Annotated in this window: 18 protein-coding genes and 1 pseudogene; 6 read left to right on the top strand and 13 right to left on the bottom strand. The window is 60.1% G+C overall.

Annotated elements, in window-relative coordinates:
* Positions 1-18: 18 nt before the first annotated feature.
* The 3 genes from lpxK to D1012_RS19620 are packed head-to-tail and all read right to left on the bottom strand — an operon-like array spanning position 19 to position 2,447.
* A complete protein-coding gene (gene lpxK / locus D1012_RS19630; RefSeq protein ID WP_118155885.1) occupies positions 19-993 on the bottom strand; it encodes a tetraacyldisaccharide 4'-kinase in 975 nt (324 codons plus the stop codon).
* Entirely contained in the window at positions 993-2,189 is a 1,197-nt protein-coding gene (locus D1012_RS19625; RefSeq protein WP_118155829.1) for a 3-deoxy-D-manno-octulosonic acid transferase, read from the bottom strand. The genes lpxK and D1012_RS19625 overlap by 1 nt, the downstream gene beginning before the upstream one ends.
* Positions 2,190-2,201: 12 nt before the next feature.
* Positions 2,202-2,447: a DUF4170 domain-containing protein gene (locus tag D1012_RS19620; RefSeq protein ID WP_118155884.1), complete on the bottom strand. Its 246-nt coding sequence runs from the start codon at positions 2,445-2,447 to the stop codon at positions 2,202-2,204.
* Between the two features lie 172 nt (positions 2,448-2,619).
* Here D1012_RS19620 and D1012_RS19615 point away from each other — a divergent pair, with 172 nt between their 5' ends.
* From D1012_RS19615 to D1012_RS19595, 5 genes are read left to right on the top strand one after another with little or no spacing between them, the layout of a single operon-like run.
* Positions 2,620-3,315, top strand: coding sequence for a transglycosylase SLT domain-containing protein (locus D1012_RS19615; protein ID WP_158569405.1), 696 nt, complete (start codon positions 2,620-2,622; stop codon positions 3,313-3,315).
* A 5-nt stretch (positions 3,316-3,320) separates the two neighbouring features.
* Positions 3,321-5,396 (top strand): flagellar biosynthesis protein FlhA, encoded by a 2,076-nt coding sequence (locus D1012_RS19610; protein ID WP_118155827.1) that lies wholly within the window; start codon positions 3,321-3,323, stop codon positions 5,394-5,396.
* Entirely contained in the window at positions 5,393-6,163 is a 771-nt protein-coding gene (locus D1012_RS19605) for a flagellar biosynthetic protein FliR (protein ID WP_233517201.1), read from the top strand. The genes D1012_RS19610 and D1012_RS19605 overlap by 4 nt, the downstream gene beginning before the upstream one ends.
* Before the next feature lie 6 nt (positions 6,164-6,169).
* Positions 6,170-7,258, top strand: a complete 1,089-nt coding sequence (gene flhB / locus D1012_RS19600) for a flagellar type III secretion system protein FlhB (RefSeq protein WP_118155826.1) — start codon at positions 6,170-6,172, stop codon at positions 7,256-7,258.
* The gene (locus tag D1012_RS19595; protein ID WP_118155825.1) at positions 7,255-7,584 is read left to right on the top strand and encodes a hypothetical protein; all 330 of its coding nucleotides are present in this window, start codon (positions 7,255-7,257) and stop codon (positions 7,582-7,584) included. Before flhB ends, D1012_RS19595 begins: the two co-directional genes overlap by 4 nt.
* Before the next feature lie 181 nt (positions 7,585-7,765).
* On the opposite strand, the gene D1012_RS19590 is transcribed toward D1012_RS19595, so the two are convergent.
* From D1012_RS19590 to D1012_RS19550, 9 genes are read right to left on the bottom strand one after another with little or no spacing between them, the layout of a single operon-like run.
* Entirely contained in the window at positions 7,766-8,248 is a 483-nt protein-coding gene (locus D1012_RS19590; protein WP_199489577.1) for a flagellar basal body-associated FliL family protein, read from the bottom strand.
* A 7-nt stretch (positions 8,249-8,255) separates the two neighbouring features.
* Positions 8,256-8,975, bottom strand: a complete 720-nt coding sequence (gene flgH / locus D1012_RS19585) for a flagellar basal body L-ring protein FlgH (protein WP_118155824.1) — start codon at positions 8,973-8,975, stop codon at positions 8,256-8,258.
* A gap of 3 nt (positions 8,976-8,978) precedes the next feature.
* Positions 8,979-9,398 carry a flagellar basal body P-ring formation chaperone FlgA gene (flgA, locus tag D1012_RS19580; protein WP_118155823.1) on the bottom strand — a complete coding sequence of 140 codons (420 nt, stop codon included), beginning with the start codon at positions 9,396-9,398 and terminating at the stop codon, positions 8,979-8,981.
* A complete protein-coding gene (gene flgG, locus D1012_RS19575) occupies positions 9,398-10,183 on the bottom strand; it encodes a flagellar basal-body rod protein FlgG (RefSeq protein ID WP_118155822.1) in 786 nt (261 codons plus the stop codon). Before flgG ends, flgA begins: the two co-directional genes overlap by 1 nt.
* 9 nt (positions 10,184-10,192) lie before the next feature.
* Positions 10,193-10,903: a flagellar hook-basal body complex protein gene (locus tag D1012_RS19570; protein ID WP_118155821.1), complete on the bottom strand. Its 711-nt coding sequence runs from the start codon at positions 10,901-10,903 to the stop codon at positions 10,193-10,195.
* Position 10,904: 1 nt separating this feature from the next.
* Entirely contained in the window at positions 10,905-11,183 is a 279-nt protein-coding gene (locus D1012_RS19565; protein ID WP_118155820.1) for a flagellar biosynthetic protein FliQ, read from the bottom strand.
* Entirely contained in the window at positions 11,180-11,470 is a 291-nt protein-coding gene (gene fliE, locus D1012_RS19560) for a flagellar hook-basal body complex protein FliE (RefSeq protein ID WP_118155819.1), read from the bottom strand. Before fliE ends, D1012_RS19565 begins: the two co-directional genes overlap by 4 nt.
* A gap of 10 nt (positions 11,471-11,480) precedes the next feature.
* Complete coding sequence (gene flgC / locus D1012_RS19555) at positions 11,481-11,861, bottom strand: flagellar basal body rod protein FlgC (RefSeq protein ID WP_118155818.1); 381 nt, start codon at positions 11,859-11,861, stop codon at positions 11,481-11,483.
* Positions 11,862-11,871: 10 nt separating this feature from the next.
* Entirely contained in the window at positions 11,872-12,279 is a 408-nt protein-coding gene (locus tag D1012_RS19550; RefSeq protein WP_233517199.1) for a FlgB family protein, read from the bottom strand.
* Positions 12,280-12,336: 57 nt separating this feature from the next.
* Here D1012_RS19550 and D1012_RS19545 point away from each other — a divergent pair, with 57 nt between their 5' ends.
* Positions 12,337-13,647 carry a FliI/YscN family ATPase gene (locus D1012_RS19545; RefSeq protein ID WP_118155817.1) on the top strand — a complete coding sequence of 437 codons (1,311 nt, stop codon included), beginning with the start codon at positions 12,337-12,339 and terminating at the stop codon, positions 13,645-13,647.
* A gap of 34 nt (positions 13,648-13,681) precedes the next feature.
* Here the strand turns inward: D1012_RS19545 and D1012_RS19540 are convergent.
* Positions 13,682-13,792 (bottom strand): annotated as a pseudogene (locus D1012_RS19540) (IS5/IS1182 family transposase); the annotation flags it as partial.

Genomic DNA, 13,792 nt, shown 5'->3' with positions numbered 1-13,792 from the left:
CAAAGGCGCAGGCGGGGTTTAGCGCAGCCCCGCGAGCGCCGCATCCAGAACCGACCAATCCGCGACCTCCAGCCGGACAACGAGGGTCAGAACCTTTGGCCGGAACGCTGGCGGCAGGCGCACCTGATCCTTTTCCGTCGTCACAAGCTGGGCCCCCAATCCAGCGGCCTCGGCCTCCAGCCGACGCAGCAGGGTGTCCGACAGCGGCTGGTGATCATCCAGCGAAACTGCGCGCACGATCTCTGCACCCTGACTGCGCAAGGTGGCGAAAAACTTGTCCGGGTGGCCGATCCCGGCAAAGGCCAGCACGCGCTGACCACGCCAGTCCATGCCCATCTGCAAGGGCTTCAGTTCCCCCTGCACTTGCGGGATGGAAATCGCCGGCCCCCATTGCCGGGCGAATTTTTCCTGAGCCTCAGCCCCGCCGATCGAGAGCAGCACCTGAGCGCGGGCCAAACCCGCCACGACAGGCTCCCGCAAAGGCCCGGCAGGCAGGCACAGCCCATTGCCAAAGCCGCGCTCGGCATCGACCACCACCAGCGACAGATCCTTGTGAACCGACGGGTTCTGAAAGCCGTCATCCATCAGGATGATCCTTGCGCCCGCGGCCTCTGCCGCCCGGACGCCTGCGGCGCGGCCCTTGGCCACCCAGGTTGGCGCAAAGGCGGCCAGCAGCAGCGGTTCATCCCCGACCTGCGCCGCCGTATGGAGCTGCGGCTCCACCAGAATCGGGCCCTCCAGCGCCCCGCCATAGCCCCGGGACACCACATGCGCGCCTTGCACCCGTGCCAGCAGGGCGATTGTGGCAGGGGTCTTGCCGGTGCCGCCCACATTCAGATTGCCAATGCAAATCACCGGAACCGAAGCGCGATAACCGCCTTGTGCCACCCGGCGGGCGGTTGCAGCGCCATAGGCAAAGCCCAAGGGCTGCAACAAACGGGCCATCAGACCCGGTGCATAAGGCGGATTGTGCCAGAACGCAGGCGGGCGCATCATGCGTTATCTTTCACGGCGTTGCGGACCAGCGCGATAATACGCTCGGTCACATCCGCCCCGTCTGACGCCACCATCCACGCCGATTGAGCCAACCGCGCGGCACGGTCCGGCGACAGCAGATCAGACAAGGCTTCGCCCAGATCCGTAGCACTGCCCACAGGGCGGGCTGCTCGGGCAGCACCAAGCCTGCCGAAAGTGCCGCCAAACACGCCCGGACGCGGGCCATACAGGATCGCAGAGCCAAGCGCTGCAGGCTCCATCGGGTTGCGCACACAGCCCTGCCCCGCCAGGCTTCCCCCCATGAAAGTGATCGGCGCCAACCGATACCACAGCCCCAGCTCGGCCATTCCGTCGGCGACGAAAACCTCGACATCCGCCTCAGGTTCCTGATCTTCGGACCGCTCTGCAACGATCCAGCCTTCGTCATCGGCCAACCGTCTGGCCAGAGCGGCGGCCCGTGCCGGATCTTCGGGGGCAATGATCAGCAGCAGCCGGTGCGCAAGGCTTTGTGCCGCACGATGTGCCGCGATCACAGCCGCTTCTTCCGGCTCGGGCAGCCCGACTGCCAGCCATACTGGGCGCGTGGCCAACAGCTTTGCAAGCGCTGCGCGTTCCGCTTCCAGACAGGGCAAGGCAGCACTGTTTTCTTCCATCCGTCCGGTCACACCAACGGCGGACAGGGCCGCGCCGCCCTTGCGAAAGGCGCGGGCCGATGCCTCGTCCAGTGTCAGGACATGGGCAAAACCTTGCAAGGCTGACCGCATCAGACCCGGATACCACCCGTTGCGGTCCTTGAGCACATAGGGCGCGCGCCCGTCAACCATCATCAGCTGCACCCCACGCTCCGCCGCTTCGTGCAGCACGGCCGGGCGCAACTCACCATCTGAAAAGATCGCAATCTCTGGCCGCCAGTGATCAAGAAAGGCGCGGGCCTCGGCCGGACGGTCATCGGGTGGCAACACCCTGACCAGCCCCTTCCGGGCCGGCAAACCCTCGGGACATGTTAACAGGACCGTCAAACCGTCTTCCTCGATCAGACGGGCCGCCAGCTCCAGCAATCCGCGGGCGGCTTCGGCAGAAGGCGCATGCATCCAGATCAACCGGCCTGAGGGGCGCTCGGGCCAGCCCCCCCCGGACGCAGGATCGCGCCGGGGCCGCAGATTATAAAGTGTCAGACCAAGCGAATGCACCATTTGCCCGGCACATTACCGGCCCAGTTCTTCCGTCACCGATCCGGCCTGCTCTTCATCACGCAGACGGTGAATATGTGCGATGAAATACCGCATATGCGCATTGTCGACTGTACGCTGTGCCTCTGCCTTCCACGCTTTGTGCGCCGAGGCATAGTCGGGAAACATGCCCACGATATGGATGTCGTTCACATCTGCAAACGTCGATTTGGCAGGGTCCACAAGTTCCCCCCCAAACACCAAGTGTAGCCGTTGGGTCATTCATCTGCTCCGTCTTCTGTGGGTTGCCTCCACCCTTGGGCGCAAGGGTAACGAGGCCAAAGGCAGGGTCAAGCCCGCATCCTACCGCATGGTGTTTCCGATTTCGAAAGATTCGCTTCGTATGGTCATCACAGCATCAGAATGGTGCGCGTCATCCGGGCAGGTGAAACCTATGCGACAGACTGCGTCTTTGTTTATCTGGGGTCTTTCGCTGGTGGCGGGCTTTTTGGCAATGGGGATTGCCAGCGCTCAGGCCAGCACATCGCACGACAGCCAGAACCTGTGTGACGCGGCAGGTGGCAGGGCCGCCGAGATCACCGGCGTTCCAGCAACCGTGCTTCTGGCAATTTCGCGTGTCGAAACCGGGCGCACCATTGGCGGGGTGCTTTCACCCTGGCCTTGGGCCGTCAATCAAGCCGGGTCCGGGTCGTTCTTTAAGTCAAAGTCTGACGCGATGGATCACGTCTCGCTTGCCATGGGCAATGGTGAAACCAACATTGATATCGGGTGCTTTCAGATCAACATGCGCTGGCACGGCACTCAGTTCACCTCATTGGAGGCGATGTTTGACCCTGCGGAAAATGCCCTCTATGCGGCGCGTTTTCTGTTGCAGCTGTATCAGGAATTCGGGTCGTGGGACGATGCAATCGGGGCCTATCATTCGCGGCAAAGCGGTGCGGCAACGGCCTATCTGGCAAGAGTTTCTGCCTTGATGGATACCAAAATGCAGGTGGCGGCCCCCTCAGGCCCTTTGCAGACGGCGTCACGTGAAAACCTTTATCCCCTGCTGATGCCCGGCGTGGCAGGTGCGCATGGGTCGTTGGTGACAACACTGTCCGACCGCGCTGCCGTCCCTTTGTTCCGGTAGCCAGAATGACCGCCCAAGCCCGACTCGCCCTGCTGTTCCGCCCCACCATTCTTCTGGCGCTGGCCCTGATGTCGGTCATCGTCATGATGATCCTGCCGGTTCCTGCCTGGATGCTCGACATCGGGCTGGCGCTGTCCTTTGCGCTTGCGATCCTGATGCTGACGGTGACGCTTTTTATCGAACGTCCGCTGGATTTCTCGGCGTTCCCGACCATCCTTCTGTCTTCGCTGATGCTGCGCCTGTCGCTCAACGTCTCGTCCACCAAACTGATCATCGGCGAAGGTCACACCGGTACCGACGCTGCGGGGGCGGTGATCGAAGGGTTCGCCAATTTCATCATGGGCGGCAATGTTCTGCTCGGTCTGGTCATTTTTTGCGTTTTGCTGATCGTGAACTTCATGGTTATCACCAAAGGCGCAGGCCGCATGGCAGAGGTCGGGGCGCGCTTTGCGCTTGATGGGATGCCGGGCCGCCAGCTGGCGATTGACGCCGATATGGCCGCAGGCGCAATCGACCATACCGAAGCCAAGGAACGCCGCGAACGCGAACTGGCTGAGACCAACTTTTTCGGCTCTCTCGACGGGGCCTCGAAATTTGTAAAGGGTGATGCGGTTGCCGGCCTGCTGATCACCATGCTAAACATCATCATGGGTCTGGTGATGGGCGTGTTCCTGCATGATATGCAGGTCGCGCAAGCCTTCAAAACCTATGCAATCCTCACCGTCGGCGATGGTCTTGTCAGCCAGATCCCCGCCGTCATCATCTCGGTCGCCGCAGCTCTGTTGCTTGCCCGTGGCGGCGCCAAAGGCGCGGCAGATGTTTCATTCTTTGCCCAACTTGGGCGTTACCCCGGTGCGCTCGGCACTGTGGCCGTTCTGATGGCGCTTTTTGCGCTGGTGCCGGGCATGCCCTTTCTGCCGTTTATCCTGGGGGCCGGGGTACTGGCCGGCACAGCGCTATTGGTCCATCGACGCTCTGTCCAGACCGCAATGCCCCTGCTGCCCGCTGTCGAGCCAGAGCGCAAACGGGCTTTGGGAGATGTGCTTGATTTTGATGAGCTTCATCTGGAATTCTCTCCCGACCTCGTTGCCATGGTGCTGGATCCGGCAACCGGTCTTGATGGCCGTATCGGGAACATGCGCAACCATATTGCGGCCAGCTTTGGCCTGATCCTGCCCGAAATTCGCCTGACCGACGAACCCGCCTTGCCGCATGGCACCTACCGTATCCGCATTCAGGGGGTAGAGCGCGTGACCAACCGGCTGATGCCCGAGCGCTGCCTTGTCCTGCTGAATGAGGGGATGCCAGCCCCCGATGGCATTGATGTCAGCGAGCCCGTCTACGGCACACCCGCGCGCTGGATTCTTCCGGAGCAGCAGGAAGATGCAGTGATTGCCGGTATGACCGTCGTTTCCCCTCCCGAAGTGCTCGCCACCCATCTGATGGAAGTGATCCGCGCCAACCTGGCCCGTTTGCTGTCTTTGCGTGGGTTGCGACGGCTGCTGGATGAGTTCATCAACGTGTCCGAACCCAGCCGCGCCGAGTCGAACCGCAAACTGCTGGATGACATGATCCCGGAAAAGGTGCCGGTCGACCTGCTGCTGTCGGTCCTGCGTCTTTTGCTGGATGAGCGGGTGTCGATCCGCAATCTGCCCCTGATCCTCGAAGCCATTGCCGAAGGCCGGGGCCTGCCGTCCGCCGAAGCAATCTGCGAACATGTGCGGCAAAGGATCGGATTTCAGCTTGTCTCGGAACTGAAGCGCAATGATGGCACGATACCCCTGATCCAGATCGCACCTGAGTGGGAAAAGACCTTTGCCACCTATCAGATCGACGGGGAGCGTGGCCATCGCGACATCGCCCTGCCGCCCGATCAGTTTGCCCGTCTCTCTGGACTGCTGGCAGAAAAGCTGAACCGAGCCGCCGAAAGCGGCATCACCGCCGCCGTTGTGACCACCACGTTGAGGCGACGGTTTGTCCGCACCGTTCTGGCTGCAAAGGGCCTGAGCGCACCTGTGTTGTCGTATGAGGAAATCGGGCTGGAAGCGCGGCCCGCCATTGTTGGTCTGGTCCCGCAATGAACGAGATCCTCACCCTGCTGATGACCTCTCATGCGCTCGTCGCAGATCAGGCAGAGGCGGCGGCGCTGGTTTTTCTGCGTGTCGGGGCGGTGATGGCCACACTTCCGGCCTTTGGCGAGACCACAATTCCTGCCCGGATCAGGCTGGTCCTGGCAGTGATGCTCTCTGCCGCGCTGTTCCCCGGCGTCGAGCCCATGCTGGACGGTATTTCGTTCAGTACCGGCTTTGCGCCCGAAGTGGCGATCGGTCTGGCGCTTGGACTGATGGTACGCCTGTTCGTCCTATCTCTGATGACTGCGGGCTCAATCGCCGCAAATGCCACCTCGCTGTCGCAGCTGTTTCCCGCCGGAGCAGAGGCACAGCCCGCAATTTCCAAACTTCTGGTGACGACCGGGCTGGCGCTCGCCGTCACCGCAGAGCTGCATTTGCGGGTGCTCGATTACCTGCTGCTTGGCTATGAAATGCTTCCCGCCGGTCAATGGCCGTCTGCGGGTCTTATGGCCGAGTGGGGTGTCGCCCAGACCGGGCGCGCCTTTGCCATGGCATTCATGATTGCGATGCCCTTTGTCATTGCATCCCTGATTTACAACGTGGCGCTCGGAGTCATCAACCGCGCCATGCCACAGTTGATGGTGACCTTTATAGGCGCCCCTGCGCTCAGCTTCGGTGGGCTGATCCTGCTTGCACTGGTCGCCCCCCTTGCCTTGGCGATCTGGCTTCAGTCCTTGAACAGCTTTCTTGTCGCCCCTTCCGGCCCGATACGGTGATCGCAGATGTCAAAATCTGACGATCAGAGCCCGAGCGAAAAGGAACACGCGCCCAGCGAGAAAAAGCTGGCAGATGCACGCCGTAAGGGCGACATCGCCAAATCAACCGAACTGCTGGCAGCAGCCTCTTATGCCGGGCTGCTTGTTGCCGGGCTGGCCGGTGCGCCCGCGGTGGAAAAGGCAGCTCTTGCCGCCAGCATCCTGATCGGCCAAGCGCCCGACATTGCCCGACTGGCTACGGAGTCCGCGCGTGCTGTCATCGCTGGCGTGCTTCAGGCGTCGGTTCTGCCCTTTGTGCTGCTGCTGCTGGTTCCTGCGGCGGCTGTTTGGCTTGCCCTGTTTGCGCAACAGGCAATCGTCTTTGCCCCGGACAAGCTGGCACCGAAGCTCTCCCGCATTTCACCCTTGGCGACCGCAAAGAAAAAATTCGGCGCCGAAGGTCTGGTGGAGTTTGCAAAGAACTTCTCAAAGCTGATGATCGTGTCTGTCGCTCTGGGCTGGTTCCTCATCAGCCATGCTGACAACATCCTGGCTTCCGCGTCCCTCGATCCACGCCAAGGGCTCGTACAACTGATCGCTCTGCTTGGCCAGTTTCTGATGATTGTCATTCTGGTGACCGCCGCCATCGGTGGTCTTGATCTGCTTTGGCAGAACCACTCTCTTTTGCAGCGCAACCGTATGTCACGCAAAGACATGATGGATGAAATGAAAGAAAGCGAAGGCGACCCGCATACTAAGTCGCAACGGCGGCAACGGGGGCAGGATATCGCGATGAATCAGATGCTGGCCGAAGTGGCGACAGCCAGTGTGGTGATCGTCAATCCAAGCCACTATGCGGTTGCCCTTCGCTGGACAAAAGGCGCACCGACTGCCCCCATTGTCGTGGCCAAGGGCGTTGATGAAATCGCCCGCCGCATTCGCGAGGCCGCGGCAGAGCATGGCGTGCCGATCCATTCCGATCCCCCGACGGCACGATCCCTGTTTGCCATGGTCGAGATCGGAAAGCCCATCGCGCGGGATCACTACCGCGCTGTCGCGGCCGCCATCCGCTTTGCCGAAGCGATGCGCAAACGGGCAAAGGCGCGCACCCGATGAACACCCTGGAAAACCTGCGCAAGCTGGAAAAGATCGCGCAGCTGATGCGGGACCGGGATCTGTCCCGGCTGACACTCGCCTCGGCTCAAAAGGCCGGAACTCAGTCGCTGCTTTCGGGCCTCGACAAAACACAACCAACCACTGGACTGGACCCTGTGATCGCGGCACAAGTCGTTGACCGTTTCGGTCTGTGGACCATGAACCGTCGTATCTTGCTCAATCAGCAGCTGGCCCGGGACACTGTCAAATGGCTTGCTGCAAAGGCCGATGCGCAAAAATCCTTCGGACGCGCCGAAGTGCTTGGCAAACTGACAAAACGCCGGTGATTCTGCGGGCCTGTATGGTATGGCACGGGAAACGGTCACCGGGCCGCTTGCGCTGCTCGGGGGGCACAGCAACTTGTAGGCTTGGCGCCACAACAATATGCAAGCAAGAATCTTTCCGCCGGATCAGACCGAACGGGTTTTCACCAACCCGTTTGCCAGATCGGTCACCTGAAACTGGTGGTCAGCTGTCCTGGCGGATCATATCGGTGATCAGAACATCCTTTACCATGTCACCCAGCACACGCTGTGCGACCTCCTTCAGCCCCCTGCGCAGGATGACCAGATTGTCCGCATCGGTAAATGAGCCCCGGAACCCGCCCGTATTCGCATGATCAAACAAGAGCTGAAGAATCCCATCCCTCAGCTTGGGTTCCTGCGCAAAAACCCGTTCGGTCCCCCCCGGCTTCACCTCAAGGCTCAGGGAAAGGATCACAAGCGAGACAATCCGGTTCTTTTCGACGACCGGCACAATGAACTGATTGGTCAGTTTCACAAACTCAGGCAGTTGATCGCTCTTTGCCGCTTCATTTGCAGTTTGCGGAGCGGGATCTGCACCATGTTCATCCCCCACCGCAGCCGCAGGCGGTGGACGCAGGAAAAACCCCGCCCCAACTCCGGCACCCGCACCAAGCAAAATCAGCAACAGAGGAAGGAGTTTGCGCATTATGTCCTCAGAACGGCAGAAGGATGTCGGTAATCTGCTGACCATAGCGGGGCTGCTGAACATCAGTTATCTGCCCCCGGCCGCCATAGGCAATCCGCGCCCCCGCAATTTTATCGTAGGTCACTTCATTCGCTCTGGAGATATCCGCCGGGCGCACATATCCGGTCACGATCAGCTCGCGTAATTCAAAATTTACCCTGACCTCCTGCTGCCCTTCGATCCGCAAAACACCGTTGGCCAGTTCTTCGACCACGGTAGCTGCGACCCGCAAAGTCATCTTTTCGTTGCGTGACACCGAACCGTTCCCCGAAAAGGTCGACGACGAGTTTGTATTCACCGCCTCCGCCATCGTTGCCCCTTCCGGCAGGGCCTTGTTGAGGCGTTGTGGAATCCCTAGAAGCTGGGGCATTCCCATCGTCTGATTCCCGGTACGGGACCGGCCTGAAGAGTTGGAAATCTCTGCCCTGTCGTCGATCTCGATCACAACGGTCAGAATATCGCCGCGTTTTCCGGCACGCCTGTCGCCGAGGAGCGATGCCCGGCTCGCCGTCCAGAGCGACGAGGCGTCGGTCGGGCCATCCGGATCTGCCTGATCTGGCAGCGCATTGGAATACATCGCATGATGCTGATAGCTGCCTTCCAATGGCGAAAAATCCGGGGCTTTTCCCACCTGGTCAAGTGAGCCGCACCCCGCCAGAAAAAGCATGAAACAAAGAGCAGTGCGCATGGGCTATCCTTCTGTCCGGACGACGCTCACGGTGCCATCGGGCATGATCCGCCCTTGCACCGTGTTGCGTGAAGAGAGATTTACTACGGGGATCACATCGCCAACACCGCCACGATCAAGTGCGCGGCCTTCGGTAAAAATGGCAAGTGTTCCCATGACATAAGAGAGTGAGACAACTTGGTTTCTAAGGACGATTGCAGGCGGGCCGAATTGACCGTTACGAATGGGGCGCCCCGGATACAGCGCCACACGCGCCTCTTGGCCAGCCACAAGGGCGGGGTCAGTTGCCGTGCCCGGAATGTCGGCATCGACAACGGAAATATCAGCCGCTTCAATCACCTGACCCGCCTTTATGATACGGTTCGGAATCAACGCATCGGCAAAAGCCGGCAGGGGAAAAAGGCAAAGAACCATCCAGCGCATCAGCGGACCTGTGTGGTGGCTGACAGCATCTGATCCGCAGCGGTGATCACCTTTGCATTCAACTCATACCCACGCTGCGCCTTGATCAGTTCGGTCACCTCACGGACCGCGTCAACCGAGCTTTCTTCAAGATAGCCCTGGCGCAATGTGCCCAGACCATTCTCACCCGGTGCGGCCTGAAGCGGAGGGCCAGAGGCCTCGGTTTCCAGAAAAAGGTTTGACCCGATGGCTTCTAGTCCTTTTTCGTTGGTAAAGCCCGCCAGCGACAAGGCTCCCAGCAGTTCGGGCTCTGCCCGATCCCCGAAATAGGCGTAAACTTCGCCGTCCGCATTGATGGCAAGGGACCGCGCATCTGCGGGAATCGTAATGCCCGGCGCAACCTGATTCCCCTCGGAGTCGACGATCAACCCCTCTCCGGTGCGCTTCAGCGCGCCGTCGCGGGTATAGGCGGCATTACCGCCGGGCAGCGTGACCTCAAGATAGCCCAACCCCTCGATCGCGACATCAAGATCGCCACCGGTCTGGGTCAGCGGCCCTTGCGCAAGGATGACCGAGACGGCGGCAGGCCTGACACCCAGCCCCAGTTGCACCCCGGTCGGCAACAAGGTGCCATCGCTGGCAGATACAGAGCCGGGGCGCGCCAGCTGCTGATAGTGAAGATCGGCAAAATCGGCCCGTCGGGCATTATATCCCGTGGTCGACATGTTCGCGAGGTTGTGCGCCACAACATCGACCCGCATTTGTTGTGCGGCCATGCCGGTTGCGGCAATTTGCAGCGCTTTCATAGGTTTCTCCTATCGGCCAAGTGTTTGGATAACGTTGCGCTGGCGCTGATCCTCGGCATCCAGGAACTTCTGGCCCAGCTCATAGGCCCGCTGAACCGTGATCATGCGGGCAATTTCCGAAACGGGTTCGACATTGCTGTCCTCAAGAAACCCCTGCCGGATCACGGCGCCTTCGGCCGGCTCGATGTCATCTGCTGCAAACAGTGTTCCCGCCTGATGACGCAGCGACAGCGGATCAACCGGGCGCCAGACGCCGATCTGGGCAATCGGCTGGCCGTCGGCAGACATGGTGCCATCCGACGCAATAGAGACCGCACCAGCACCAAGCGGCGCCGGAACGGAGGCTCCGCCAGCATCCAGCAAAGCAAACCCATCTGAATTGACCAGCACACCCTCGGCATTCGGCGAAAAGCTCCCGGCACGGGTCAGCCGTTCGCCTTCTGGAGCGGCGATCAGAAAGAACCCTTCGCCCTGAAGACCCAGATCAAAGATGCCGCCCGTCTGTGACAAACCAGCCTGACCAAGATCGACATGGCGGGCATTCCCGTGGGCCATCGAAAGCGAAGGCTCCCCCTCCAGCCGGGTGACGTATTCGGAAAAAACCACCCCCTCACGCCGGAACCCGTTGGTAGAAATATTCGCAATGTTGTTGGCAATCACCTGCATTTCACGCATCAGGCCCGACTGCCGGGTCAAAGCGGTGTAACCGGGGGTATCCATGTCAATTTCCCTCAATCAAAGGAATGATTGCATCGGTAAAAAACGTCACAAGCGTTGCGGTCATAAAGCTCATCGATACCCAGAAAACGATCAGCATCGCGCCCACCTTTGGAACAAAAGTCAGCGTCATCTCCTGGATAGAGGTCAGGGCCTGAAACAGGCCCACAACCACACCCGCAACCAGCGCCACAATCAGAAGCGGGGCAGAAATGGTAACGGCAATCCAGAGGCCCTGCCGTAGGATGTCAAAGATGACACCCTCGGTCGTCGGGCTGTTCATACCGGCATCCTCAGGATTTCCTGATATGCCTCAACCACACGGTCACGCACGGTAACCACCGTTTCCACTGCAGTCTGAGACGAGGCCAGGGCTTCGACCAAAGCATGTGGGTCGGCTCCGCCAGTCATTGCGGCGCGGGCCGTTTCCTCGCCACGCGACAGCGTTTCGGCAAAACTGCCCAGAAACCGCGCCGCGCCATCCTCGGCTGAATTCGGGGGTGGCTCAAGCGCCACCGCTGAACGGGTTTGCGCATAGGCCTGCGCGGCCAGAGACTTCTTGATATCCATTCTGGATCTCCTATCGACGGATGAGATCGAACAGGCTCTGCGTCATCTGCCGCGCCTGATCGAAGAGTCTGAGGTTAGCCTCATAGCTGCGCTGCGCTTCGCGCGCGTCAGCGATTTCGATCACCAGATCGACATTCGATCCATCATAGTGACCGGTCGTATCAGCCAAAGGATGGCTGGGGTCGAAGAGTTTTGGCAGCGGCGTTTTATCCAATCGGACACGTGCGGCGGAAACCGCTCCAGTATTCATCTCTGACTGAAAGGAAACCAGTTTGCGCTGGTATCCGGGCGTGTCAGCGTTGGCGATATTCTCGGACACATGCCGCAGCCGCTTTGCCTGAGCCTCCATTCCAGAGGCCGAGAGCGACAATGCCTTCAAAAGATCTGTCATGTCATCCCCCTCAATTGTTCCGGCCAAGTGATGTGCGGATAATGGCAGAGGTGCTGCGATAGACTGCCAATGCCATCTCGTGGCTTTGGCGCGCCTCGATCGCCTTCATCATCTGCTGATCCAAGGAAACATCATTGCCATTGGGGGTCATCCCGGAGCCGGACATCACGGGTGAGGAGGAAAGTGATCTTTCATTCACAATGTGACCGACACGGGTGCCGCGAAGTGAAAACCCGTCATCCTCATACATGCTGGCAAATGCCGGCATGTCCATCGCCCGAAAGCCGGGGGTATCAGCATTAGCCACATTGCGCGCCACCACTTCAACCCGAGAGCCCGCGTGGGCTGCAAGTGCCTGTGCCATTCTGGTCAATCCAAGTTTTTCAAACACCGGGGCTTCTCCCTCGATCCGCTTCATCAGTTCTTAGGGGTGATTCCTTTAAAAAACGTAATCACCGAACAAAGGGAGAATCCCATGACCGATATTTTTACCCCGCTAAGCCATCAGATCGCCCGGATCAGTCTTTCGCATCCGATCGGACGGATCCGCACCGCCGGGGGCGGAACAATTTCTGTTCGGGGCCTGCAACATGCGGCCGCTTTGGGGGACCGAATCGCTATTGGTGCAAAAAATCAGAGCGGGGGGGAAGTTATCGGGATCGGCCCTGATTCCCTGACCGTCCTGCCCGATGACGGGTTGGATGGCCTGGCCATTGGCGCGGAAATCGCGTTGCATGGCCCTGCCCGGATTGCGCCGGATGAAAGCTGGATCGGCCGGGTGATTGATCCGCTCGGTCAACCTCTGGATGGGCGCCCGCTCTTTTCGGGAACCGAATTGCGCAGTCTTTCCTCAGCCCCGCCACCACCAGCGCGCCGCAGGCGGCTGGGCGAGCGGCTCAGTACCGGTAAAGCGGCCTTCGACACGCTTTTGCCGATTGCACGAGGGCAGCGAATCGGGCTTTTTTCGGGGTCGGGTGTCGGAAAATCTAGCTTGCTGGGCAGCTTTGCGCGGGCGCTCTCTGCCGATATCGTGGTGATTGCGCTCATCGGGGAGCGCGGTCGTGAGCTGCGAGAATTTACCGAAAGCGTTCTGGGGCCAGAGGGCATGAAGCGCAGCATCGTGATCGCCGCCACTTCTGACCGGTCACCGTTGCTGCGTCGCCGTTGCGCCCTGACAGCGATCACCGTGGCGGAGCATTTCCGCGACAAGGGGCTGAATGTGTTGCTCCTTGCCGACAGCATCACGCGCTTTGCCGAAGCCCATCGTGAGATTGCGTTGTCAGCAGGCGAGCCGCCAAGTTTGCGGGGCTATCCCCCCTCGCTCCAGCACGCGATCATGGCCCTGGCAGAACGTGCGGGACCGGGTGTTGATGGGCAAGGAGATATTACAGCGGTCTTTACCGTTCTGGTTGCGGGGTCGGATATGGAAGAGCCAGTTGCAGATATTCTGCGCGGCGTGCTCGACGGTCACGTCATTCTGGATCGCAGGATCGCAGAGCGGGGGCGATTTCCCGCAGTTGATCTGCTGCGCTCGGTCTCCCGTAGCCTGCCTGCCGTAGCAAGTGACGCCGAGAACGGCCTGATTTCCCGCGCCAGAGCCTTGCTTTCGGCATGGGATCGCGCCGAAATGATGGTTCAGGCAGGGTTATATGAAAAAGGCAGCGACCCTATGGTCGATCAGGCAATCCGCCTGTGGCCGGGGTTAGACAGTTTTCTTGCAGAAGATTCTCCTGCAGGAGGAGTGCAGGCAAGCTTTGCCCGGTTGACGCACTATCTTCAGGATTAATCAGGTTTACTTCACTAGGCTCAGGACTCATTGATCATATCCAGAAGATGACGATGGCGGCTATGGCGATTGCGGACATGAAGGTGTGGGCGCAGCGGTCGTATCGTGTGTGAATGCGCCTCCAGTCCTTGAGTTTTCCAAACAT

Origin of the sequence: Pseudotabrizicola alkalilacus, from assembly GCF_003443995.1 — a bacterium.
GTDB classification, from domain to species: domain Bacteria; phylum Pseudomonadota; class Alphaproteobacteria; order Rhodobacterales; family Rhodobacteraceae; genus Pseudotabrizicola; species Pseudotabrizicola alkalilacus.
Note: the sequence above shows the minus strand (reverse complement) of the source record. Positions and strands in the feature narration are given on the sequence as shown.